At 66.5% G+C, this 22,739-nt stretch carries 16 protein-coding genes and 1 tRNA gene; 8 read left to right on the forward strand and 9 right to left on the reverse strand.

What is annotated here, in order from left to right; all coding sequences use genetic code 11:
• Positions 1 to 48 precede the first annotated feature (48 nt).
• Positions 49 to 135 (forward strand) — tRNA-Leu (locus tag LLW23_RS04700).
• A 162-nt stretch (positions 136 to 297) separates the two neighbouring features.
• Positions 298 to 555, forward strand: coding sequence for a hypothetical protein (locus LLW23_RS04705; protein ID WP_228947617.1), 258 nt, complete (start codon positions 298 to 300; stop codon positions 553 to 555).
• A gap of 24 nt (positions 556 to 579) precedes the next feature.
• Here LLW23_RS04705 and LLW23_RS04710 read toward each other — a convergent pair whose 3' ends face one another.
• A complete protein-coding gene (locus LLW23_RS04710; protein ID WP_228947618.1) occupies positions 580 to 843 on the reverse strand; it encodes a DUF3253 domain-containing protein in 264 nt (87 codons plus the stop codon).
• Positions 844 to 1,007: 164 nt separating this feature from the next.
• Between LLW23_RS04710 and LLW23_RS04715 the strand changes: the two genes are divergently transcribed.
• The 6 genes from LLW23_RS04715 (at position 1,008) to LLW23_RS04740 (ending at position 6,836) form a co-directional block, all read left to right on the forward strand.
• Positions 1,008 to 1,481: a DUF3429 domain-containing protein gene (locus LLW23_RS04715; protein ID WP_228947619.1), complete on the forward strand. Its 474-nt coding sequence runs from the start codon at positions 1,008 to 1,010 to the stop codon at positions 1,479 to 1,481.
• Positions 1,482 to 1,545: 64 nt separating this feature from the next.
• Positions 1,546 to 1,947 carry a BLUF domain-containing protein gene (locus LLW23_RS04720; protein ID WP_228947620.1) on the forward strand — a complete coding sequence of 134 codons (402 nt, stop codon included), beginning with the start codon at positions 1,546 to 1,548 and terminating at the stop codon, positions 1,945 to 1,947.
• A 43-nt stretch (positions 1,948 to 1,990) separates the two neighbouring features.
• Positions 1,991 to 3,055: an NAD(P)H-binding protein gene (locus LLW23_RS04725; RefSeq protein ID WP_228947621.1), complete on the forward strand. Its 1,065-nt coding sequence runs from the start codon at positions 1,991 to 1,993 to the stop codon at positions 3,053 to 3,055.
• A gap of 58 nt (positions 3,056 to 3,113) precedes the next feature.
• Positions 3,114 to 4,040, forward strand: coding sequence for an alpha/beta fold hydrolase (locus LLW23_RS04730; RefSeq protein ID WP_228947622.1), 927 nt, complete (start codon positions 3,114 to 3,116; stop codon positions 4,038 to 4,040).
• A gap of 145 nt (positions 4,041 to 4,185) precedes the next feature.
• The gene (locus tag LLW23_RS04735) at positions 4,186 to 5,091 is read left to right on the forward strand and encodes a cobalamin B12-binding domain-containing protein (protein WP_228947623.1); all 906 of its coding nucleotides are present in this window, start codon (positions 4,186 to 4,188) and stop codon (positions 5,089 to 5,091) included.
• Positions 5,092 to 5,174: 83 nt separating this feature from the next.
• Entirely contained in the window at positions 5,175 to 6,836 is a 1,662-nt protein-coding gene (locus LLW23_RS04740; protein ID WP_228947624.1) for a formate--tetrahydrofolate ligase, read from the forward strand.
• A gap of 17 nt (positions 6,837 to 6,853) precedes the next feature.
• On the opposite strand, the gene LLW23_RS04745 is transcribed toward LLW23_RS04740, so the two are convergent.
• The 8 genes from LLW23_RS04745 to LLW23_RS04780 form a co-directional block, all read right to left on the reverse strand.
• Positions 6,854 to 8,164, reverse strand: a complete 1,311-nt coding sequence (locus tag LLW23_RS04745) for a M20/M25/M40 family metallo-hydrolase (RefSeq protein WP_228947625.1) — start codon at positions 8,162 to 8,164, stop codon at positions 6,854 to 6,856.
• Between the two features lie 34 nt (positions 8,165 to 8,198).
• Positions 8,199 to 9,599 (reverse strand): CapA family protein, encoded by a 1,401-nt coding sequence (locus LLW23_RS04750; protein ID WP_228947626.1) that lies wholly within the window; start codon positions 9,597 to 9,599, stop codon positions 8,199 to 8,201.
• A 210-nt stretch (positions 9,600 to 9,809) separates the two neighbouring features.
• Positions 9,810 to 10,739, reverse strand: coding sequence for an acetyl-CoA carboxylase carboxyltransferase subunit alpha (locus LLW23_RS04755; protein WP_228947627.1), 930 nt, complete (start codon positions 10,737 to 10,739; stop codon positions 9,810 to 9,812).
• Entirely contained in the window at positions 10,736 to 14,419 is a 3,684-nt protein-coding gene (locus LLW23_RS04760) for an SDR family oxidoreductase (RefSeq protein ID WP_228947628.1), read from the reverse strand. Before LLW23_RS04760 ends, LLW23_RS04755 begins: the two co-directional genes overlap by 4 nt.
• Before the next feature lie 113 nt (positions 14,420 to 14,532).
• A complete protein-coding gene (locus LLW23_RS04765; protein WP_270049251.1) occupies positions 14,533 to 19,947 on the reverse strand; it encodes an AMP-binding protein in 5,415 nt (1,804 codons plus the stop codon).
• A 428-nt stretch (positions 19,948 to 20,375) separates the two neighbouring features.
• Entirely contained in the window at positions 20,376 to 21,539 is a 1,164-nt protein-coding gene (locus tag LLW23_RS04770) for a glutathionylspermidine synthase family protein (protein ID WP_228947630.1), read from the reverse strand.
• Positions 21,540 to 21,542: 3 nt separating this feature from the next.
• On the reverse strand, positions 21,543 to 22,268 hold the full coding sequence (locus tag LLW23_RS04775) for a PspA/IM30 family protein (RefSeq protein WP_228947631.1): 726 nt from the start codon (positions 22,266 to 22,268) through the stop codon (positions 21,543 to 21,545).
• A gap of 24 nt (positions 22,269 to 22,292) precedes the next feature.
• Positions 22,293 to 22,730 (reverse strand): YjfI family protein, encoded by a 438-nt coding sequence (locus tag LLW23_RS04780; RefSeq protein ID WP_228947632.1) that lies wholly within the window; start codon positions 22,728 to 22,730, stop codon positions 22,293 to 22,295.
• Between the last annotated feature and the right edge of the window lie 9 nt (positions 22,731 to 22,739).

The raw sequence follows: 22,739 nt of genomic DNA on the forward strand, positions 1-22,739 counted from the left end.
AATGGCGCCCTCCTCCCAGCCACCGGGCCTGCCCGGCGGACATCACGTGCGGTCGTGGCGGAACTGGTAGACGCGCAACGTTGAGGTCGTTGTGGCCGAAAGGCCGTGGAAGTTCGAGTCTTCTCGACCGCACCACTTAGTCATTCGATGACTGAAGATTATCCAAAAGCTGATGAGTGAGCCGCCCGAACAGGGCGCAGAACCGCGCCTGCCTGCCGCGCATAGAGTCGCTGACTTCATCCGTTCGAGCGGTTATTCGACAAGGCATGCGTTTGTGCCACTATTCCCAGGTGCCTCATGTCCGATGATTATGACCGCGGCCGACGAGATGGGCTGCGCCTCGCCCTGACGGTGCTGACCGCGGAGGAGGCCAAATGGGCGGCATTGCTCGGCGAAAGCCGGTCGTGGCGCACCAATGCGACGCGCGAAGTCCGGCACAAGACGCTCCAGATCGCGCAGCAGCGGATCACGACCGTCCTGAACCGCCTTACGCCAAAGAACAGTGCCGAAATGGACCCCGAACTGGCGGCGGCCCTCGGACGGGTTGGCCTTTGACGCCGTCGGATCGCACCCCGCTCGCTACGCCAAGTCGCTCAAACCAATCCGATACGGCCCGCTGCGCACCGCGAGCGTCCGCCCCTTCCAGCTGAGCCGCACCCGCCGCTCGTCAACCAGGCGATCGACCGCCGCATGAACCAGCGGCATTATGCCGCGCCAGTCGGCCGCCGACCCAGCTGCAGTCGCCAAGCCCCGCGCTACCTCACTGGGGCAGACCGTTGCGCCGGGCGCGCGCTTGGCAAGAAGCGCCAGCGTGGCGCCCCGCGCATCATCGGCCTCGATCATCGCCCTTCGCTCCGATACCACCTGACACCCGGAATCGGGTTGTGAGAACCACCGTCAAGCTACTAGCGACGCTCTTGCGCGTTTGAAGCGTTCTTCACGAAGGGCCGCAAGATGACCACCCACGCCGTGCCGACCCGTCAATGTGAGCTCGGCGGTTGAGCCCGATGGGAAACGGATCAACGCCGCCATCATCGTCACTCCCGCGTCGCGCTCGGCTGCTGGGCTATGCCGGGTTGCTGCCACAAGCCGCGGTCGTTGCCCTGCTGGCATCTGGATCGACGTGGTGGCGCTTCGCCGCACTGTCGCTCGGCTATGCCTATGCGGCCATCATCCTCAGCTTCCTCGGCGGCATGTGGTGGGGCCTCGCCGCAAGTCGGCCCGACCGCTGCCCCGCCTGGGTATGGCCCGTCGCCGTCGCACCATCGCTGGTCGCCCTCGCCACCGCCATCCCATGGGCAGTCGGCGCCGCGTGGCCGGGGCCATCGCTGGCGCTCCTTGGCGTGTCGTTGCTCCTCAGCCCGTTGGTCGATCGGCGGCTCGTCGCGGCGGGGGTGGCACCCGGCTGGTGGATGTCGCTGCGTGTACCGCTGTCGATCGGACTGGGCCTGCTCACGCTGGCCGTTGCCGCGATGGGGTAAGTCGTCCGGCGCTGGTCGATGCGGCCGGAATAGCGTAGCGCATCGCTGAAGGGGAGCCGCAGTCATGGTCACGCAATTGATCTACATGTCGGAGCCATTCGGCTATGACAGCGCCATATTATCGGCGATCCTGTCGACCGCGCGCCGGAACAACGCGCGCAACGGGGTCACCGGCGCGCTGATCTGCCGCGACGACATCTATCTTCAGCTGATCGAAGGCGACGCGGCGGCGATCGACGCGCTGTACGCCCGCATCTTGCGCGATGACCGGCACCTCGACGTGGTCCTGCTCAATCGTGCGGAGGTGCCCGACCGCGTCTTCCCCGATTGGGCGATGCTGCATGATCCGGCGCACTCCTGGCTCTGGACGCCCGAGGAAGTTGCCCGCGGCGCGGTCCGGCGGGCCACGCCGGAGGCGCTGCAACAGATATTCACGCGCGCCGCTTCCGACGCCTCCGCAGCCTGACGCACGGACAACCGCGACACGTAGCGTATAGCGCGGATAGGATATGATGACGGGCAACGACACTGCCGGCTTTGATACCAATGCACTGGCGCCATCGCCTGCCCCCCTACACCCGAACTCACGCCGACGGATATGCCTGCTGGGCGCCACCGGCACGATCGGCCGTGCAACCGCCGCAGCGCTCGTCGGGCGCGGACATGACGTTGTATGTTTCGTCCGGCCACGCGCCGGCGTCGATGGCTCGCTGACCCCGGCTGCCGCCGCCCAACTTTTTCCCGAAGCCACCGTGAAGGTTGTGGATGTCACCGATCCTCAATCGCTGGCGCGCGATGGCTTCGCCGGCGAGCGCTTCGACGCCGTGGTGTCCTGCATGGCGTCGAGAACCGGAACGCCGACGGACGCCTGGGCGATCGATCACAGCGCGCATCTGAACGTGCTCGAAGCAGCGCAGCAGGCCGGCGTGCGCCATTTCGTCCTGCTCTCGGCGATCTGCGTCCAGAAGCCGCTGCTCGGTTTCCAGCGCGCCAAGCTGGCGTTCGAGGCGGCGCTGATCAAGTCGGGCCTGCGCTATTCGATCGTCCGCCCCACCGCCTTCTTCAAATCGCTGTCGGGTCAGATCGAGCGCGTCCGCAGAGGCCGCCCCTTCCTGATCTTCGGCGACGGAACGCTCACCGCCTGCAAGCCGATCAGCGACGGCGATCTGGCGGACTTCATCGCAGATTGCCTGACGGATGAAAGCCGCTGGAACCGCATCCTGCCAATTGCCGGGCCGGGCGATGCCATCACGCCACGCCAGCAAGGCGAATTGCTGTTCGCGATGCTCGGCCGCCCGCCCCGCTTCCGCTCGGTTCCCGTGGCCATGCTGGACGTCATCGCCGGCAGCCTGCGCTTGCTTGGCAGGATCGCCCCACCGCTGGCGGAAAAGGCCGAACTCGCCCGGATCGGTCGCTATTACGCCACCGAGTCGATGCTGGTGCTCGACCCGAAAACCGCCCGCTACGATGCGGCCGCGACGCCATCGACCGGATCGGAAACCCTGCCGGACTTCTACCGCGCCGTCCTCGCCGGGGCTGCCGCGCCCGAACGGGGTGATCATGCGGTCTTCTGATGCGGCACCCGCCCTTGATGCAAACCCAGCGGAGACGCGCTTGCCCCGACCAAAGAAGATGCGGACTGTCCTGAAGTGGGTGGCGGGCGCGGCCGTTCTCGGGCTCGGCGCAGTAACGCTCTGGCTCTACGCGCCGGACAAGCCCCGCCCTGCCCTCGAAGCGATGTACCCCGGCGAGTATCGTACGATCAGCGGCCTGCGCATGCGCCTGCGCAATACCGGCCCTCACGACAAACCCGCGGTGATCCTGCTGCATGGCTTCGGCGCGAGCCTCGACACGTGGGAACCATGGGCCCGCGCGCTTTCCGACCAGTTTCGCGTCATTCGGCTCGATCTGCCGGGCTTCGGCCTCACGGGCCCCGACCCCACCGGCGACTATTCCGACGCGCGGGCGCTGACACTGCTCGTCGCGCTGATGGATCAGCTCGGGGTGGAGCGCGCCAGCGTGATCGGCAACTCGCTAGGCGGGCGCATTGCCTGGAATTTCGCTGCCGCGCATCCCGACCGGGTCCGATCGCTGGTCCTGATCTCACCCGACGGCTTCGCGAGCCCGGGCTTCGAATATGGCAAGGCGCCGCAAGTGCCGATGATGATGCAGGCGCTGCCCTATGTCGCGCCGCGCGGCGCCTTGAAGGGCAACCTCGCCGCTGCTTATGCGGACCCGGCAGCGCTGCAGGAAACTACCCTCACCCGCTATCGCGACATGCTGCTGGCACCCGGCGTGCGACGCGCAATGCTGGCGCGGATGGAGCAGACCGTCTTGCGCAGTCCAGGTCCAATATTGGCCCGGATAAAGGCCCCCACGCTCCTGATCTGGGGCGAGAAGGATGGCATGATCCCAATCAGCAACGCAGCCGATTACTTGCGTCTTCTGCCAAACGCGCGGCTGGTACGCCTGCCGAACCTCGGGCATCTGCCGTTCGAAGAAAATCCGGGTACGTCGCTTCCCCCGGTACAACAATTCTTGTCCACCGAGACGAACTAACGCGAGCATGCTCCGCTAGATAACAACAAGCGGGTCGACCGCACGCCTGCGGTCAGGGGATCGATCTTCGCTATCGACATGTCCGGCGCAATATGGTGATCTGGTATCGGGAGACGTCGAACGGCGGCGGGCAAAGGAAAAACCGATGGGGCAGACGGCCAGTGCGATAACCCGTCCTGCGATCGACCGCTTCAGCTTGAACCGGCTCGAAACGCATTTCATCGCACCTGAGGTTTATCGCCGGAATGACGCGGCAGACCGCCAGGCCAAGCTCGCGCGAATCGTCTCCAGCGAGATCATTCCACGTCTGCTGCGCCTGCACACCGAAGTAGTGGAAGCCGCCCCGGTTGCGGCGGTGATCGCCGCCCTAGCGCCTAGCGCCGCCGATATCAGCGGGCTCGCCGACGTTGTCCTGGGCAGCGATCTCGAGGCGGCTGCGGCCTATGTCATGGTCCTGCGCGATCGCGGACTATCGATGGACGCACTGTTCATCGAGCTGCTCGAGCCGACGGCTCGGCACCTGGGAGAGATGTGGGATCGGGACGAATGTGACTTCATCGATGTCACGCTCGGCGTCGCCCGCCTCCAAAAGCTGCTCGCGATCTTCAACGATAGCCATGACCTTCCGGATCTCGCCACCCGCCGGCAAGTGTTCATGGCGATGACGCCAGGTGATCAGCATTATTTCGGCGTGGTCATGGTGGAGAAATTCCTGCTGGCCGCCGGCTGGCAGGTGAAGACGGAGCTGACGGGCAGCAGCGACGAGATTGCCATGACCGTGCGTGATCGCTGGTTCGCCGTGGCTGGCCTGACCGCCGGGTCCGATCGACAACTCGACAGTTTGAAGACCACGATTGCCCACATTCGAAAGAAATCGAAGAACCCAGCCATCGGCATCATGGTCGGCGGTCCGATGTTCACCGCCAATCCGGCACTGGCCGTAGAAGTCGGTGCGGATGCGACGGCGCCGAATGCGCCGACCGCGGTGCTCGTCGCGCAAAAGCTGTTCGACACTGGCGCTCGAGCCCACGGCCGGAGCGCCACAGCGTAGGCGGCTGACGGACCCAAATGTCCCGGCATCATCGTCACGAATTGCGGGTTGTTGCCGTGCTTGCCCGGTCGTTATGACAGCGCGTGCCAACCGACATTGAAATCTCGCGCGCCGCCGCGATCCAGCCAATCCAGCGCATCGCCGATCGCGCTGGCATCCCTGCCGCCGCGATCGAGCCTTACGGCCACCACAAGGCGAAGATCGATATCACCCTGCTCGGTGACGCCGACGCCGCCGGCAAGCTCGTCCTCGTCACCGCGGTCAATCCAACCCCGGCCGGCGAGGGGAAAACGACCACCTCGGTCGGTCTCGCCGATGCGCTGAACAGGATCGGCAAGCGGACGATGCTGTGCCTGCGCGAACCCTCGCTCGGGCCCTGTTTCGGCACGAAGGGCGGCGCGGCTGGCGGCGGCTATGCGCAGGTTATCCCGATGGAGGATATCAACCTCCACTTCACCGGCGATTTCCACGCGATCACCAGCGCGCACAATCTGCTCGCAGCGATGATCGACAATCACATCCACTGGGGCAACGCGCTCGATATCGATGTCCGCCGGATCGTCTGGCGGCGTGTGCTCGACATCAACGATCGTGCGCTGCGTGACATCGCCCAGTCGCTCGGCGGCCCCGCCAACGGCTTCCCGCGCGAATCCGGCTTCGACATCACCGTCGCGTCGGAGGTGATGGCGATCCTCTGCCTGGCCGACGGGCTCGACGATCTCGAAGCGAGGCTCGGCCGGATCGTCATCGGCTATAACCGAAAGAAGCAGGCAGTAACCGCTCGCGATCTCAAGGCGGATGGCGCCATGGCCGTGCTGCTGGCGCAAGCGATCAAACCCAACCTCGTCCAGACGCTCGAGGGCAATCCCGCGCTCATCCACGGCGGCCCCTTCGCCAACATCGCGCACGGCTGCAATTCGGTGATCGCGACGCGCACTGGGCTCAAGCTGGCCGACTATGTCGTCACCGAGGCCGGGTTCGGCGCCGATCTGGGCGCGGAGAAATTCTTCGACATCAAGTGCCGCCAGGCCGGGCTGCGACCCGCCGCGGTCGTGATCGTCGCCACCGTGCGCGCGCTCAAGATGAACGGCGGCGTGGCGAAGGGTGATCTGGCCACGCCGGACATGGATGCCGTCCAGCGTGGCGGCGTCAACTTGATCCGCCACATCGAGAACGTCCGCCAGTTCGGCGTGTCCGCAGTGGTCGCGATCAACCGCTTCCACACCGACAGCGACGAGGAGCTCGCGGCGATCGCAGCCATCGCCGACCTCCACGGATCGCGCGCAATCGTCTGTACGCACTGGGCCGATGGCGGCGCGGGCGCGGAGCAACTGGCGCAGCAGGTCGTCGCCATTGCCAGCGCGCCATCGCAGTTCGCGCCGCTCTACGACGATGATCTGCCGCTGTTCGACAAGATCAACACCGTCGCGACACGCCTTTACCGCGCCGAGGCAGCAGTCGCCGATCCTGGCGTGCATGCGCAACTCGCGCGCTGGGAAGCCGACGGGTATGGGCATCTGCCGGTGTGCATCGCCAAGACGCAATACAGCTTCTCGACCAACCCCGCCGCGCTCGGTGCACCGACCGGCCATATCGTCCCCGTCCGCGAGGTCCGGCTCGCTGCCGGCGCGGGCTTCGTCGTCGCGATCTGCGGCGAGATCATGACGATGCCCGGCCTGCCACGCACCCCCGCGGCAGAGACGATCCGGATCGACGCGGCGGGGCGGATCGAAGGCCTGTTCTAGATCCGCCCCGCCGGCTGCTACATTCCGGCAGTCGCCAGAATCATCGCGAGGCCGAGCCGCTTCACCTGAAGGTTGCCGGGCTTCTCCACCGAAATCCACTCGTCGAGCGAATGCCCGCGCCCGCTGGTCGCGACGCGCGAAATGGTGATCGCCGGAATGCCCAGGCTGATCGGGATGTTCGAATCCGTCGATCCCGCGCCGTAGCGGATCGGAATGCCCTCGGCGGCATAGGCTGCAGTCGCATATTGCACGATCTCCGCATCGCGCGGCGTCTGCCCGGCCGGACGATCGCCGATCAGCTTGGGTTCGGCGGTGATCGCGCCTTCCTTGGTCGATCGTGCCGCATTCTCGGTCGCAGCCGCCTTCTGCAGCGTCGCCAAGAACTGCTTCTCGACGTTCGCCAGCGATTCGGCGCTTTCCGATCGCATGTCGAATTCCATCGTCACTTCGCGCGGGATGGCATTCACGGATGTCCCGCCACTGACGACGCTGGCGCTGTACGTCGTCTTCGGATCGGCCGGCACCGCGATCTTGTAGAAATCGACCACGGCCTGCGACATCGCGGTCATCGGATTGACAAGGCCGAAGGCGCCATAGCTGTGGCCGCCCGGCCCCTTGAACATCACGCGATACCGCTTCGATCCGGCGCCGCCGACCGTCACGCCGTCGAGCCCGCCGCCATCGAGCGAGAAGAACGCCTTCGCCTTGTCCTTGTACTTGCCCTTGGTGAACAGATAGCGGACGCCGCGCAGGTCACCGAGCCCCTCCTCGCCCACCGTGCCGACGAACAGGATGTCGGCCTTGGTCTTGATCCCGGCGGCGTTCATCGCCTCGATGATCGCAAGTTGCGTCGCGAGCCCGGTCGTATCGTCGCCCACACCCGGCGCATACAATCTGTCGCCCTCGCGGCGCACCTTCACTGGCGTCCCTTCCGGAAACACCGTGTCCATATGCGCCGACACCACGATCAGCCCCTCGCCGCCGCCCTTGCGCAGCCCGAGCACATTGCCTTCCTCGTCGATCTCGACGTCGGTCAGCCTGGCGGCGGTAAACATGTCGCGATAGGCACGCGCGCGCACCGCTTCCTTGAACGGCGGCGCCGGAATCTCCGTCAGCGTGATGATGTTCTGCACCCAGCGATCGTGGCCGGCATCGAGCGCGGCGACCGCTTTGGCATAGCCCGGCGATGCAGTGATCCGCTTGATCGTGGCAGCAGCAGCCGGCGTCGCTGGAGTCACCGCCCCGGCGGCCGGTGCCGCTTGCGCGCTGACACTTGTGGGAACCAGGAACAGCGCCAGGCCGGCGGCACGGTGGACGAAACGGGTCATGATGTCCTTTCTTCAGATACGGTAACAGGTCGTGTCATCGGTCAGCCGGGATACGGATGATGCCGATGCCGTTCTCGATGGCGATCGTCGTGCCGAACGGCTGCGACAGCCGCTGCAAGCGCTCGAGGATGCGGCGGCCGACTATGGCATCCGCCATCATCGGCACGCCGCGCATCGCGCCTTGCGTGCCGACGCCCAGGTCGATCGGGTAAAGCCGGATCTCGCTTACCCGTCCGCCGACAAAGCGGCTGACGGCGATGACTGACTCGAACAGGTTCGCATCGCCGAACGACACCGCGTTGCGCGCCGCAAGCAACTCCGGCGTGGTCGCCGAGCCCGGTTCGACGCCATATTGGTCGTACATGTCCGCCGGCACAGCATCGAGCGAGTTGTTCATCATCGCAAAGTTGCCGAGCGAGTAGAATATCGGCCGCCCCTTGTAGATCTCGATCCCGCGCAACTGGTGCGGGCCATGCCCGACGAAGGCGTCGCCCCCCGCATCAATCACCTTGTGCGCGAACGCGACCGCGAACCCCGCCGGCGTCTGGCTCGCATTGCCGGGCTCGTGATTGTGCAGTGAAAAAAACGCGAAATTGCCGTTCTGCTTCGCCTGGCGGATCGACAGCAGATTGGCCGCCTCGTCGCGCGTATCGACGACATACTCGATCACGGGTGGGCTGCTCGCGTCCGCGGCGGCGCGATAGCCCACACCGTTCAGCTTCACCGCCGCGCCCTCACGCGTGCCAGCGACACGCGCCAGCACCGCCAGATCGGCGGGCGACACGATGCCGATCCGCTCGGTGCGCAGCGCATTGACGCCCGGCCGCCCCGGCACTTCGCCGATCGGATCGCCGGCGCGCGACATCGCCGGAAACGTGCTGCTCGCCGCCACCAGTCCGATCCGGCCGGCGACGCTGTCGTGATAGCGCGGCGCCCGCGCACCCGAGAGATTGCGTCCAGTGCCGGCATTGACCACGCCCGCCGCGTCCAGCCGATCGAGCGTCTCGATCAGCCCCTCCACGCCCCAGTCCGTCGCATGATTGTTGGCATGGCTGACGACGTCGATCCCCATGTCGACGATGTCGTCGATCACCCCCGGATCACCGAGCATCCAGGTGCCGCCCGACGTCGCCTGCGGATGCCCCTTGAAGGTCGGAAGGTGGAAAACGGTCTGCTCGAAATTGCCGAACGTCACATCGGCCGCGCGCATGATCTTCAGCATCTCGGGCGCGCGCGCTTCCAGCGTCGCGAGCATCGGGCGAAGATAGATGATGTCACCAACCGCGGCGAAGGTGAAGCCGTCGGCGATCGGCGTGCTCGGCACCGGCGCGATCCGCAGCGCGCTGCCGTCCTGCGCCTGAGCCGCGCCACTGGCGACGGCAAGGAGGCCCGCCGCCAGCCATCGGCCAATAGCGCTATGTGCGAACAAACCCATGCGTCGCTCCCCCGCTAGGGCGCCGCAGCGTCGCTCGTCGCCCAGATCCGCGCGCGTCGTTCGAAACGTCCCCCGCCCGCGATCGTCAGCGTGACAGGGACACTTCGGCCGTCAAGCGCTAGCGCCGGTGCGAACACCACCAATGCTTCGACCGGGCATAACGGTGAGTTATCCCTCGCCGCGAACGCCGTACCTAGCGGGCGTCGCCCGTCACGATCGCCCGATCTGCAGGAAGAAGCTCCGCCGCTCGGCGCGCAGTTCGTCCGGCGTCAACGACGAGAGTCCATCCAGTTCGGCCTTCAGCGCCAGCGAAAGCCGCTTGATCATCTCGCCATGGTCGCGATGCGCGCCGCCTTTCGGCTCGTAGACGATGCGATGAATCACGCCGAGCCGCAGCTGGTCCGCCGCGGTGATCTTCATCGCCTCCGCGGCGTCCGGCGCGCGATCGGCGTTGCGCCACAGGATCGAGGCGCATCCCTCCGGCGAGATGACCGAATATACCGCATGCTCCAGCATCAGCACGCGGTTCGCCGAGGCAAGCGCGACCGCACCGCCCGATCCGCCCTCGCCGACGATCACCGCGATCATCGGCACGCCGAGCGACAGGCACCGCTCGGTCGCGCGCGCGATCGCTTCGGCCTGGCCGCGCGCCTCCGCATCGATGCCGGGGAAGGCCCCCGGCGTGTCCACAAGCGTGATCACCGGCAATCCGAACCGGTCGGCAAGGTCCATCAGCCGGATCGCCTTGCGATACCCTTCGGGCCGCCCCATCCCGAAATTATGGTGCAGCCGCGACGCCGTATCCTCCCCCTTGGCATGGCCGATCACCACCACCCGCCGCCCTGCAAAATTCGCGAACCCGCCGATGATTGCCTTGTCGTCGCCGAACGCCCGATCGCCCGCCAACGGCACGAATTCGTCGCACAGCCCTGCCACCAGCTGGCTGAAGTGCGGGCGATCGGGATGCCGGGCGACTTGCGTCCGCTGCCATGGCGTCAACCGCGCGTAGAGGTCGACGAGCTGGCGATCCGCCCGCTCGGCCAGCATCGCCGCCTCGCCCTCGCCCGAAGCGCGCAAGGCGGCATCGCGCGCGCTTTGCAGCGCCTCGATCGGCTTCTCGAACGGAAGATACCGCATCACACCGTCATCGACATGCCGCGGTAGATCCGGGCGCGATACCGCGAATCCTCCGCATCGGGCAGCGGCGCGCCAAGCAACAGCACCGCGCGGGCAAAGCGCTTCACCTCTTCCAGATGCTCGTCCAGATCGCGCGGCTCCTCGGATTGCACGCGCCGCGTCAGGTTGATCTGGTTGACCGGCACGTCATGCACCAGCCGCTCATTCTCCACCGCCAGCGTCGCGGTGAAGGCGTGCAGCGTCGTCTTGATGAAATTGGCGAAGGCGAACGCCGGGCTCTTGTCGCCCATCGGCACGTCGGGCGAGGCCAGCACGAGCTGGCAATCGTCGTAGAGCGATGCCTTGCGCGAGACGCGGAAATGGTTCGTCAGATTGTTCGCGACCATGTTGCGGAACCCCGCGGGGTCGAGCGCATCGTCGAGCGCGAACAGCTTCTGCGGCAGCTCCTCGAACGGCGTCGACAGCACCGTCGTCGGGCGCCCCCATTGCGACAGCGCCTCGTCCATCGCAGCCTCGACCGCATCGCCGCAGACGATCGATTGCAGCGCGGTCTCGGGCATATCGTCCAGCGCCGCCTTGATCGCCGCGAACCCCTCCGCCGTCCGCGTGATCAGCACCACGCGCGCGACATGGCATTCGTCGAGGAACGCCCGCGCCGTCTCCGCGATATAATCGATCAGATGCTCGCCGATGATCCACACCGTCTTCCCGCGCATCTGGTCGAGCCGCTCCTGCTTGGGGCTGCCGAACAATTCGCGCTCGGTGGTCGATCGCTCGACCGATAGCCCGCCCGACGGCATGAACGTCTCGCCCGAGGCCGCACGGTCGGCGAGGAAGAACACCGTCGCCTGCGCCACATCGGTCTCGGTCGGCATCTTGCCGAGGTGGAGCTTGGAAATGACGCCGCCGCCGACCTTCTTGGCCTCAATCGCGATCTTCTCCGCCGGCAGGAACGGCGCATCCGCGGGCGGCGTGCGCAGCAGCCAGCCGCCATTCGCCTCGGGCGTGTCCGGCTTGTCGGCCCAGCCCGGCGCGTCGAGGAAATAGCCGCCCTGCCGCAAGCGCGAGACGAGCGCGGCAGCGATCGGCGCGGTCAGCAGATATTGATCCCACGTGCACACGCCATCGCCCTCGCGCGCGCAGGCCAGCGCCAGCTCGCGAATCTCGCGCGGGTTGTTGGTATCGTGCGACATCCGGACGGTGTCGTTGCGCGCGAGCCGCGTCAGCAGCGCCTCCACGCGCACCCCGCGGCGCAGCGCCTTGACGGCGGCGGCATGGACCGCGTTCAGCCGCTTGTTCTCGAGGATCAGCTTGCCGCGCCGATCGAACAGCCCGGGCTTGCCGCCCGTTCCCGCCAGCCGGTCACCATCCACCGGCCCCGGCGCGATCGCGTTGAACTGCACCTCCGGCCCGAGATAGCGCGCCATCGATTCCACCATCGCGCGCTGGCCCGATTTCGACACCGCATAATCGGCGCGGTTCGGATAAGCGACCGCCAGATACTTCTCACCACCGAAGTAGGACGAGACGTTGAGGATATAGCCCGATCCCTGCCGCTTCATCATCGGCACCACGTGGTGCATCAGGAAGTAGTTCGAGATCAGATTGGCATCGAGCGTGTAGTTCCAGGCGTCGACGCTCATGTCGACGACCATGTCCTCGGCGCCAGCAACACCGGCATTGTTGATCAGATAGTCGATCCGCCCGAACGCCTTGAGCGTCGCATCCACCGCGCCCTTGAGCGACTCAAAATTGCTAACGTCGACATTGGCGAGCGTCTGCACCCGCCGCTCGACGCCGGCAAAGCCGATGTCCTCCAGCTCGCTCACGATCCGCGCGCGCGCGACCGCGAGCTCGCTCTCGCGCCGCGCGACCATCATCACCTTGGCACCGGCGAGCGCGAGCAGCCGCGCCACCTGTCCGCCGATCCCCGCCGATCCCCCGGTAATCAGCGCCACCTTGCCCAGATGCAGCCCGGTGATGTTCTCGCTGAACCCCGGCATCGCCTTGCGCGATCCCGTCGCCTCGCCGATGCTGGCGGGAACGTACAGCGTCACTTCGCGGATCTTGCTTTCCTTCAGCAGGATGCGCGCCGCATGCCCGGCGGTAAAGCGGGTGTTCTCCGCCTCGGCATTGACGAAGCGGACGATCTGGTTGCCCCACTCCGCCTGCCGCCGCCGGCCATGCGCAACATCGATCTCGGATTCGTCGCGCCAGATGCGGATCAGCTGCTCGGTCGCCGCGCGCAGCACCTGCGCATAGACATCGCCCTTGCCGTCGCTCGGATTGGTCAGGAACACGAAGCGCGGTTCCTGCAGCAAATTGTCGTGGCGCTTCCAGTAGCGGCTCAGCGTGCGCGCGAGCGCGATGCTGCCCGCCAGCTCGACATCCATGAACGTCGCGACATCCTCGTCGTTCGCATCGACCAGGTCGCCGATCAGCTCGCCCGCCCCGCGCACCGGCATGAACATCGCGCCGGTGATCGCCGCCTGCTCCTGCGTGTATGCTTCGAGCGCCGCTTCCATCGCGGCCGGTTCGCTGCGGTTGAAGCGGATGATCGTCAGCCGGTCGTCCGCGCCTTCCGCCTTCGCCCGCGCCTGCGCGATCGCGACATCGGCCTGCCGGCTCAGGCCGAGCAGCACCCGCGCGCCGCACGCGATCTGGATGTTCGCGATCTCCAGCGCTTCCTGCCAGCCGTCCCCGGCCGCGATCAGCACCGCCAGCCCAGCGCCATCCATCGACCGCATCGTCGGCCGCGAGAGGTACGTCGAGCGCGCTTCCTTGCGCACCGTCATGCCGTGCGTCACTTCGAAATCATGCCCGTTGTAGGCGGCGGATTCGTCGCTGCCCAGGAACACGCAAGTGGTCGCGATATCGGTCGGCGTCGGGAAGGTCTTGGCCTTCGCGTTGCCGCCAGTCGCGCGCTCGAGCGACATCATATCGAAGAACTGGTTCGCCGTAGTGCCCGCCTCGTCGCCGCGCATCGTATCCATCGTCGCGAAGACCGATCGGATCCGCTCGCTCTCGATCGGGCCGGGGAACACGAGGTTCACGCGGATCCCGCGCGGGCCCAGTTCAAGCGACAGCTCGCGCGACCAAGCGTTCATCGCCGCCTTCGGCACGACATAAGCGGTGCGCGCATAATAGGGCGTGCGCGAGAAGATCGTCGAGATGTTGATGATCGATCCGCCCTCGCTCATCACCGGGGCCGCCGCGCGCGCGACGTTCCAGGCGACGCCGAAGATATTGCGCATCGCGTCGCCCACCGTCTCGGTATCGGTCGATCCGCGCTTTTGCAGCGCGGCGAGTTCGCCCGCATCGAGCGGCAATTGCTCGATCGGCTGCTTCGGGCCGGCCGACCCCGCATTGTTGACGAGAATGTCGATCCGCCCGAACCGCGCGATCACATCGGCGATGCCGTCGCGCACCGATTGCGGATCGCCACCGTCGAGCGCCACCGTCGCCAGCCGCGCCTCGTCGACGCCCGTCTCTTCGCGGATCGCCGCGGCCGCCGCGTCGGTGCGCGCGGGCGTGCGCCCCGTCATCACCACGGTCGCGCCTTCGCCCAGATAATGGCGGACGATATATCCGCCCAGATTGCCTGCCGCGCCTGTTACGACTGCGATCTTGCCGGCCAACCGGCCGCCGGTGGCTGGGGTTTGCACAGTCTTTGCCTTGGCCATGGTACTCTCCCATCGGTCGGTGCTGATCACCGCCACATTGACGCGTTCGAAGCCTGGGGAGGGCAATTCCGAGTTTAGCGTATAATCGTCAGCCGGCGCTGTATGTTTTGATACTAGGGCTCGGGTAATTTCGCTTCCGCCGCCGCCCACGCCTCAAGCAGCGCATCGCGGCTCCGCAGCCCCAGTTCAGGCAGCGCGTGGTTGACCACATAGGTCGCGCCGGAATGCCGGTTTTCCCACATCGCCTGATGCGCCTCGGGCAGCCCGTCCCACGGCACGACCTGCGGCTCGGTCACTTCAAGCAATCCCGCCGCGATCATGTCGTTCATGCGCGACACTTCGAACGCGTTGCACAGATGCGTGCCGAGGATCGACGCGGTCGGCATCAGGATCCGGCGCTGCCGCGTCCACACCTGCGGCGCGTAGAAAGTGAAGCGCTGTCCCGCGAGATCCTCGGCGAAGATCACCCGCCCGGTGAAGGGTTTCACCAGCGAGGTCGACACGCCCAGCGTATCCTGCATCGCGCGCTCGATGATCAGGTCGGGCGCACCGCGCGGATTGTCCGGCGAACGCAGGATCTTCCCGATCGCCGAGCCGAACGGCTTCATCACGCGATCCTGATAGTCGCGCACTGCCGCCTTGAAGACTTCGATATCGGCCTTGGCGTCGGGCAGCTGCGGCATCGTATCGGGCCACAGGAAATTGGCCCCCTCGCGCCGCCGGATCGCCTCCAGGCTGACGATGCCCTCGATCGCATCCTCGAGCCCCAGCGATTGCAGGAACTCGCGCTGTCCGTCGGTGGTCGTCGCGACGACGCTGCGCGCGTTGAACCGCCGCGCCGCCTCGATCATCTCGAGCCCCGTCTCGTCGAGCAGCGCCGTCGAGCGCGGCCCGTAATAGATTAGCACCGCCTCGCCACCGCGCAGCGCGGCCCGGCGCAGCATTTCCTCCGGCGTCGCGCTGCCGGGCTTGCCCATAAAGCTGAAATGATAACCCGACGATGCGCCGTAGAAGGCCAGCGTGCCATGTTCCGCCAACAGCTGGAAACTGCGCGGAAACGCCGTTTCGCCCGCATGGCTCACGACATAATCCGCCAGCTTGCCGCCGTTCAGCGCCTGATATTCCTCCAGCAACGGCGCACCCGCCGCTTCCCAGGCGCGCGCCGCCTCCGCCTCTTCGGGCACGATCGTGTACAGGCTTGCGAAGCGCGGATCCTTGCGATCGATCGCCCCGGTCGCGCCTTGCTGGCCGGTAATGAACGCCGCGCGCTCGGCCGACGAGACGAGGCCCGTCACCTGCAGCCCGGTCCGCACCGAAGTGCGCAGCGCATCGAGCCCGGTGCCCGTCGCCGCACCCTCGACGAACAGCGTCCGCCCCGGCGCGATCTGCAGCGTCGTGAACAGGCAGCGCGAGATCGTGCCGAGGTTCAGCACATAGCTGCCCGCCTGCTCCAGCGTCAGGTCGGGCGGGATCGCGTGCATCTGCGGCGCCTGCACCGTCAGGAACTGCGCATGGCTGCCCGTCTCGGTCTCATAGCCCTGGATCGAGAAGCCCGCATACATCGGATCGTTGCCGACCTGCGGGCTCAGCAGATCGTTGGTGCCCGAATAGACTGTTACGAGATCGCCGACCTTCACCCGCCCCTCGCCCCGCGTCTCGCTGCCGAGCGCCGCGACCAGCGCAATGCCACCCGATCCGGTGATCTGGACATCCTCTTCGTGCGAATCGAACGGCGACACCGGGATGCCGGTCAGCGCCCAGATGTCGTTGAAGTTCACTTCGCTGGTCAGCATGTACAGCAGCGCCTCGTTGGGCGCCGGCTCGGGCACTTTGACGATCAGCTCGCGCTCATGTGTCGCCGGCGGACCGAAGCGCGGCGCGCCCGTCTCGGCATCGCGCGCGATCCCGAACGCATATTGCCACTCGGGAATCCGCGTCACGCCGGGATAGAAAGCCGCGCCGACCGGCAACAACTCGCCCGCGGCTTCCAGCGCTTGCCCGCGCGGCACATGCTCGGCGTCGAGCCACACCCCGTCGCGGCGCACGGGGAGCGGCGGGCTCACCTTGTCCATGAACTGACGAATGCCGGTCTTGCCGCCGTCTGGATCGACGATAGCTTCCGCAAACAACTGCGCCTCGCGCGCCAGCCCCGCCGCCATGCCTTGCGCAAACCCGACGCGCACCGCCTCGATCGCGCGCGCACCAGCCGTCCCGCGCCCGGCCCAGTCGAGCTGACGCTGGATCCGCTGCAGGAAATCATCCTCGAGCACCGCATCGAGATCGACCGTCGACGGCTCTTCCCAGCGCGTCGCCGCCGCCTGCCGCGCGGCAAAGGCAGCGCCCAGCGGGCTGCTCACCCCATCCTTCACATAGGCCCGCACCGCAGCGTGCGCTTCCGCCAGTGCATCGCGCGATCCCGACACGAGCTGATCGACCAGGCCGATCTCACTCGCCGCCGCACCATCGATGCTGCGCCCGCCCAGGATCAGGTCAAGCGCGTCGCGCACGCTCGTCGCCCCGTTCTTGTCCGCCAGCAACCGCGGCAACCGCTGCGTGCCCCCATAGCCCGGCAGCAGCCGCAGCCGGATTTCGGGCTGCCCGAAGCGCGCAGTCGGCTCGGCGATGCGGTAGTGGCACGCCAGCGCGAACTCCATGCCTCCGCCCAGCGCCACGCCCTGCACCGCGGCGATGCACGGCTTGTCCATCGTCTCGATCTTGCGGAACGCGAGCTGCGCGTTGTTCGGCAGCACCATCGCCTCGTCGAGCGTATGGATTTCCTCCAGCATCTGCCGGATATCCGCGCCCGCCACGAACGATGCGGTTCCCTCGCCAGTGAACACCACCGCCACGACATCGTCCTTGCGCGACAGATGGTCGACCACCGTCACCAGCTCGTCAATCGCGCGTTCGTTCAGCGCGTTGACCGGCGGATTGGTGACCGTGACAGTCGCCACCCGCTTGCCCGGCGCGACAATGTTGTACTGCACCAGGAAATAGCGATTGCGCTCGAACAGCGATTGCTCTTCCGACAGCCGCTGCTTGCGCTGCCACGTGTCGATCGCAGTCTTCAGCTCGTCGAGCGCTTCGGGATTGCGCAGCGTCGTCACGTCGCCGACATCGCCGCCCTCGACCAGCGCGCGCACCATGCGCCGCATATATTTGCCGCTGCGCGTCTCGGGGAATTGCGACACCTCGATGAAGTCGGCCGGCACTGCGACCGCGCCTTTCTCGCTGCGCACCAGCTCGAACAGCCGGCGCTTGTCGTCCACCGTCAGCTTGCGCCCCGCCACCGGCACCACGAAGGCGAGCGGCGTCAGCCCCTTCTCGCGATGCGGCGCGCCAATCACCAGCACGTTGCCGACCGGCGAATCCGGATCGAGCGCCTTGTCGCGCAGCACCGCGCCTTCGATCTCCTCGGTGCCCATGCGATGCCCCGAGACGTTGATCACATCGTCGCTGCGCCCGTGCAGCGAGAACGAGCCATCGTCGTGCGCGATCGCGAAATCGCCCTGCGTATAGGCCCACGCGCCGCGCCACCGCTTCCAATATCCATCGATCCAGCGGGCCGCATCGCCGCGCCAATCACCCTGGACGCTCCCGTTCTCGACCCGGAAATTGCCCAGATCGCCCCAGATCGTCCGCGCGAGATACGGGTAGGGCGCGGCGATCACGATCTCGCCCTTCTCGCCCATCGCCGCGCGCCGCCACGGCACGCCCTCCTCGCCGTCGCGGACGAACAGCGTATCGCCTAGCGCGGCCTCGGCATCCTCTACCCAAACATCGCCGACGATCCACGGCAGCGGATAGGCATGCGCATCGGGCCGTAGCGGGAAATCCGCATTGCCGTAGAAATGCGTCCAGGCGATCCCGCCATGCTCGGTCGCCCAATAGCTGTTGATATACTGCGGCACGACATGCTGCATCCCGAAGGCCTGCACCGACGGCGAGGTCGGCTCGGCGCAGAAGGTCGCGACGCGCAGGCCCGCCATGTCGTAGCGCTGGAGATCGCCAAGGTTCGACGGGTCCGACATCACCGATTTCAGGAAGGTCACCCCCGCCTTGAAGATGGTCACCCCGTGCCGCTCAATCATCGACGCGAAGCGCCCCGCATGCGGGAACACCGGCGATCCTTCCGAGATCACGCTCGTCACGCGCGTCATCAGCGGCGCGCAGATCAGATAGCTTTGCCCGGTGATCCAGCCCGGATCGGCGACGACGAACAGCGTGTCTCCCGGTCGCGCGTCGAACGACACCTTCATCGTATGCGCGACGCCCGCCGTATAGCCGTGGGCGTGGACGATGCCCTTGGGCTTGCCCGTCGAACCCGAGGTATAGATGAAGAACATCGGATAATCGGCGTCGACCGGCAGCGGCTTCGACGATGCCCAGATCGCCCGCACAAATTCCTGATCCGGCAGCGCCAGCAAGTCGGCCTGGCTCGTCACCGCGAACCCCGCCGCCCGCGCCTTTTCCAGCATCGTCGCGAGCGCCGCATCCGTCAGCTCGTGGCTCCACCGGTCGCGCTCCTCGCGCCACACGATGTCGGGCTGCGCGGTATGCCGCACCACGACCACCGTCTCCACCCGCGGCGGCAGCGTCACGAGGCTCGATGCGATCGCGATCCGTACGCGCGCTGCGTCCGCGGTGCTGATCCGCCCCTCGTTCCCCAGCGTGATCAGCGCACGTCCCACGCCGCGCATCACGTCCGACCGCTCCACCGACACTTCGCCCGCCAGCGTCTGCTTCACCGTGTCGAGGATCGTCGCCGCGTCCGCTTCGGGCAATTCCAGGTCGGTTTCGGCCAGGATCGCCAGAGCCGTTGCGACCGGCACGTAATTGTCGAGCGCCGGATCGGTATAAGCGTTCTTGAACGCCGCCACCTGCGCATTGCGATAACTACCGTCGGACGTGAAGATCACCCGCGCGCCTGCATCGCAGATCCGGTCCGACAAGGTCTTGTCGCTGAACCCGCCGAACACCGCGGTGTACACGATCCCCAATCGCTTCGCCGCCTCGGTCCAATAGATCTGCGGCACGATGCTCGGCATGTTGAGCGCGATGCGGTCCCCCGCCTTCAGCCCGAGCGCCTCCAGTGCGATCGCGCATTTCGCGGTTTCGAGCAGCAATTGCTTGCGCGAGACCCCGAAGCAATCGACCGGCGCCCCCTGCCCGCCGCGCGCCGACATATCCCAGCGGTCGCCCTCGAAGATCAGCGCGGTCTCGTCGCCGTGCCCGCTCAGCACATGGCGATCGACTTCGCTGAAGCAGGCATTGGTCCGTCCGCCGACGAACCAGCGCCAGTGCGGCGGCTGCGACCCGTCGAACGCCTGCGTCCACGGCGCGAAATCCGCCGGCAGGTCCGGCGTTACCGCCTCGCCGGTCTGCGCATCCCAGCCCGACCATCGCCCATCGTCACCGCGACTGAGCCACGCACCTGCGTCGCCAAGGTCACCGACGAACCAGTGCATCGCGGCTGCGGCAATATTGCCATGAAAGGCACCCGGATCGGCAAGAACCGCCGATCGCATTGTTTCCCAGTCGTGCCGTGTATGAACAGGATTGAATTGAGGGATGATATCCGTTGCGGACAAATGCGCTTCCCGCATACCCGAATCATCCCCTTTTCTTGTTATCCTGTGCGCATGAAGCCTTACTCTCCGGCAATTGGCAACAACGTCGGCCAACGTATTGGTGGTAGCGCTATTCATGCAGAACACGGGGACATGCGAATGTCTGCTGACATCCTGTCCCAGATCCGATGCTGCATCGGCTGATCGAAGAGCTAGCCGCTACTGTGAGAAACGCCGGCAACTACAACGAAATGCTCGCAAACCTGCGAGAGTGAGCCGCCCCAGCCATAGCCCGTCTGTTCCGCGAACGGAATGATCGGTCCATCATGGTGTAAACGCAGTTGATCGCCTGCTCGCGGATCGACAGTTGGCCAGCCGCCGCCCGATCAGCCCCCGATATAATGCGGCACGAACCGCGCGGCGTTGCGCGTCACCAACGCATCGTCCTCGCGGATGCCGATGCCTGCCGCCTCATCGCCGACGATCCACGCACCCACGACGGCGTGGCGGCCGTCGAACAACGGCGCCGGGTGATACGCCTGCCGGATGAACCCCTCCGCGCCATAGCCTGCCTCGAGCACCGGCTCGGCAACGCCGTCACGCGTGATCGCGACATCGGCACCTTCACGCGAGAACAGCGGCTTGCGCACGAAGCTGTCGCCCAGCGTCGCGGCTTCGGGCTCCTCGTCGAAGAACGCCGGCAGCAGGTTCGGGTGCCCCGGATGGCGCGCCCAGAGCAACGGCAGCAGGCCCTTGTTCGACAGGATCGCCTTCCACGCCGGCTCGATCCACTGCACGCCCGCGGTGGCGAGGTTCGCCGCATAAGGCTCGCGGAACATGATTTCCCACGGATACAGCTTGAACGCCGCCTGCAGCTCGAAATTGTCGGCGTCGACGAAGCGGCCAGTAGCGTTCAGCCCGATCTCGCGCATTTCGACATATTTGGCCTCGATCCCGGCCTGCGTCGCAAGATCCTCGAAGAACCGCACTGTCTGGCGATCCTCGACCGCGCTCGCATCGCCCGCGAAATGCACGAAGCCGCCGTTGGGGAAGATCGTCGCGAAGCGTTCGCGAAGCTTGTCGAACAGGCTGTTGAACTGGTCGGTATCGGCCGGCAGCGCACCGCTCGCGATCAGCTCTTCCAGCCACAACCACTGAAAGGTCGCGCACTCGAACACCGATGTCGGCGTATCGGCGTTATATTCGTACAGCTTGGCCGGCGACTGCCCGTCATAAGCAAGATCGAACCGGCCGTAGAGCGACGGCTGCCGTGTCCGCCAGCTCTCCGCCACCAGATCATGCTGTGCCGCCGGGATCGCGAGCTGCGTCAGCAACGCAGCATCGCGCGCCGCCGCATCGACCAGATCGAGGCACATCGCGTGCAGCTCGGCAGCGACCGGCTCGATATCCTCATCGATCTCGCGCAGCGTAAAGGCATAGGCCGCGCTCTCGTCCCAATAGGCCGCCCCATCGGTGTCCGCATAGACGAAGCCGATGGCGTCGGCCTTGGCGCGCCAGTCGGCGCGGGGATCGATCGTGAGGCGGCGCACCGGTCAGTCGTCGCGCTTGGTATCGTCGCGCTGCTCGATCTGCAGCGTCGGCTTGGGCGCCGTCAGCCGCGCAAGCACGTCGTCAGCCGAGGATTGCCCCGGCAGGATGCCCGCCAGCCGCAGCTTCTCGTCGAGATCGGCGCCGGTGCGGCGATCTTCGAGCTCGCCCGCCGCGCGGATCGTCTCGCCGCGGATCGCCTGGCGCTCGCGGATGCGCGCAAGGCTCTGCGCCGCCGAGCCGATCGACGAACCGGCGGCGCTCGACGCGACGGTCGCCTGCGCGCGCTGCACCGATTCGTTCACCTTCACCACTTCCACCTCGCGGCGCAGCTGCTCGATCTTGCGATCGGTGCCCGCCACCGCCTTGTGGATATTCTCCTCCGCGGCGCGCATTTCTGCGATCTGCGGTGCCTTCATCGCAATGTCCTGCTCGAGATCGGCGACACGCTGCGCCACCTGGCGCGCGAGATCCATATCGCCCTTCTCCACCGCGATCCGCGCCGACGTCTCGTACTTCGCCGCCTGCGCGCGATAGCTCTCGACCTCGGTTTCGAGGATGCGGCGCCGCGCCACCAGCCCGGCGAGATCGTCGCGCGCCTTGCCCTGCGCCTTGTCCGCGTCACGGATTTCCTGGTCGAGGATGCGCAGTGCATTGGCATCCACCACCGCGGTCGCCGCTTCGTTCGCGCCGGCGCGGCCGAGCGTGAAGATCTTGCTCCAGATTGCCATGTCAAACGTCTCCGATAATGGGGGTCAGGCCGCGGGGGTGAAGCCGGCGCGCAGGTCAGTCGCGGCTTCGATCGCATTCTCGGCGAGCGCGCGCAGCTCGATCACGATCGTGTCGAGCGACGACGTCGTCGCCAGTTCGCCGAACAATTCGTAGAAATCGCGCCCGTCGACCGTCGCGATGCCGAAGTTCGACAGCGGCACCAGCTTCTGCGCCTTCAGCAGGAATTCGTTGAACGCCGCGCGGTCGGGCTGCTCGTCGCACGGCCACAGCAGCACGGATGCCGCGATCTGCTCCTCGCTGACGTTCACGAACGCTTCGAGATCGCCGTGCTGGTGCATCGTCACCAGCAGCACCGGTTCGGCGCCCTCGACGATGCGCAGCCCGAATTCGCCCGCGCGCACCGGTTCGCTATCATCGAGCGCGGCCTTCAAGGTGCGAACGGTCCAGGCGATTTCGGTCATGCGCGTCTC

Origin of the sequence: Sphingomonas radiodurans (genome assembly GCF_020866845.1) — a bacterium.
In the GTDB taxonomy this organism is placed as follows: Bacteria; Pseudomonadota; Alphaproteobacteria; order Sphingomonadales; family Sphingomonadaceae; genus Sphingomonas; species Sphingomonas radiodurans.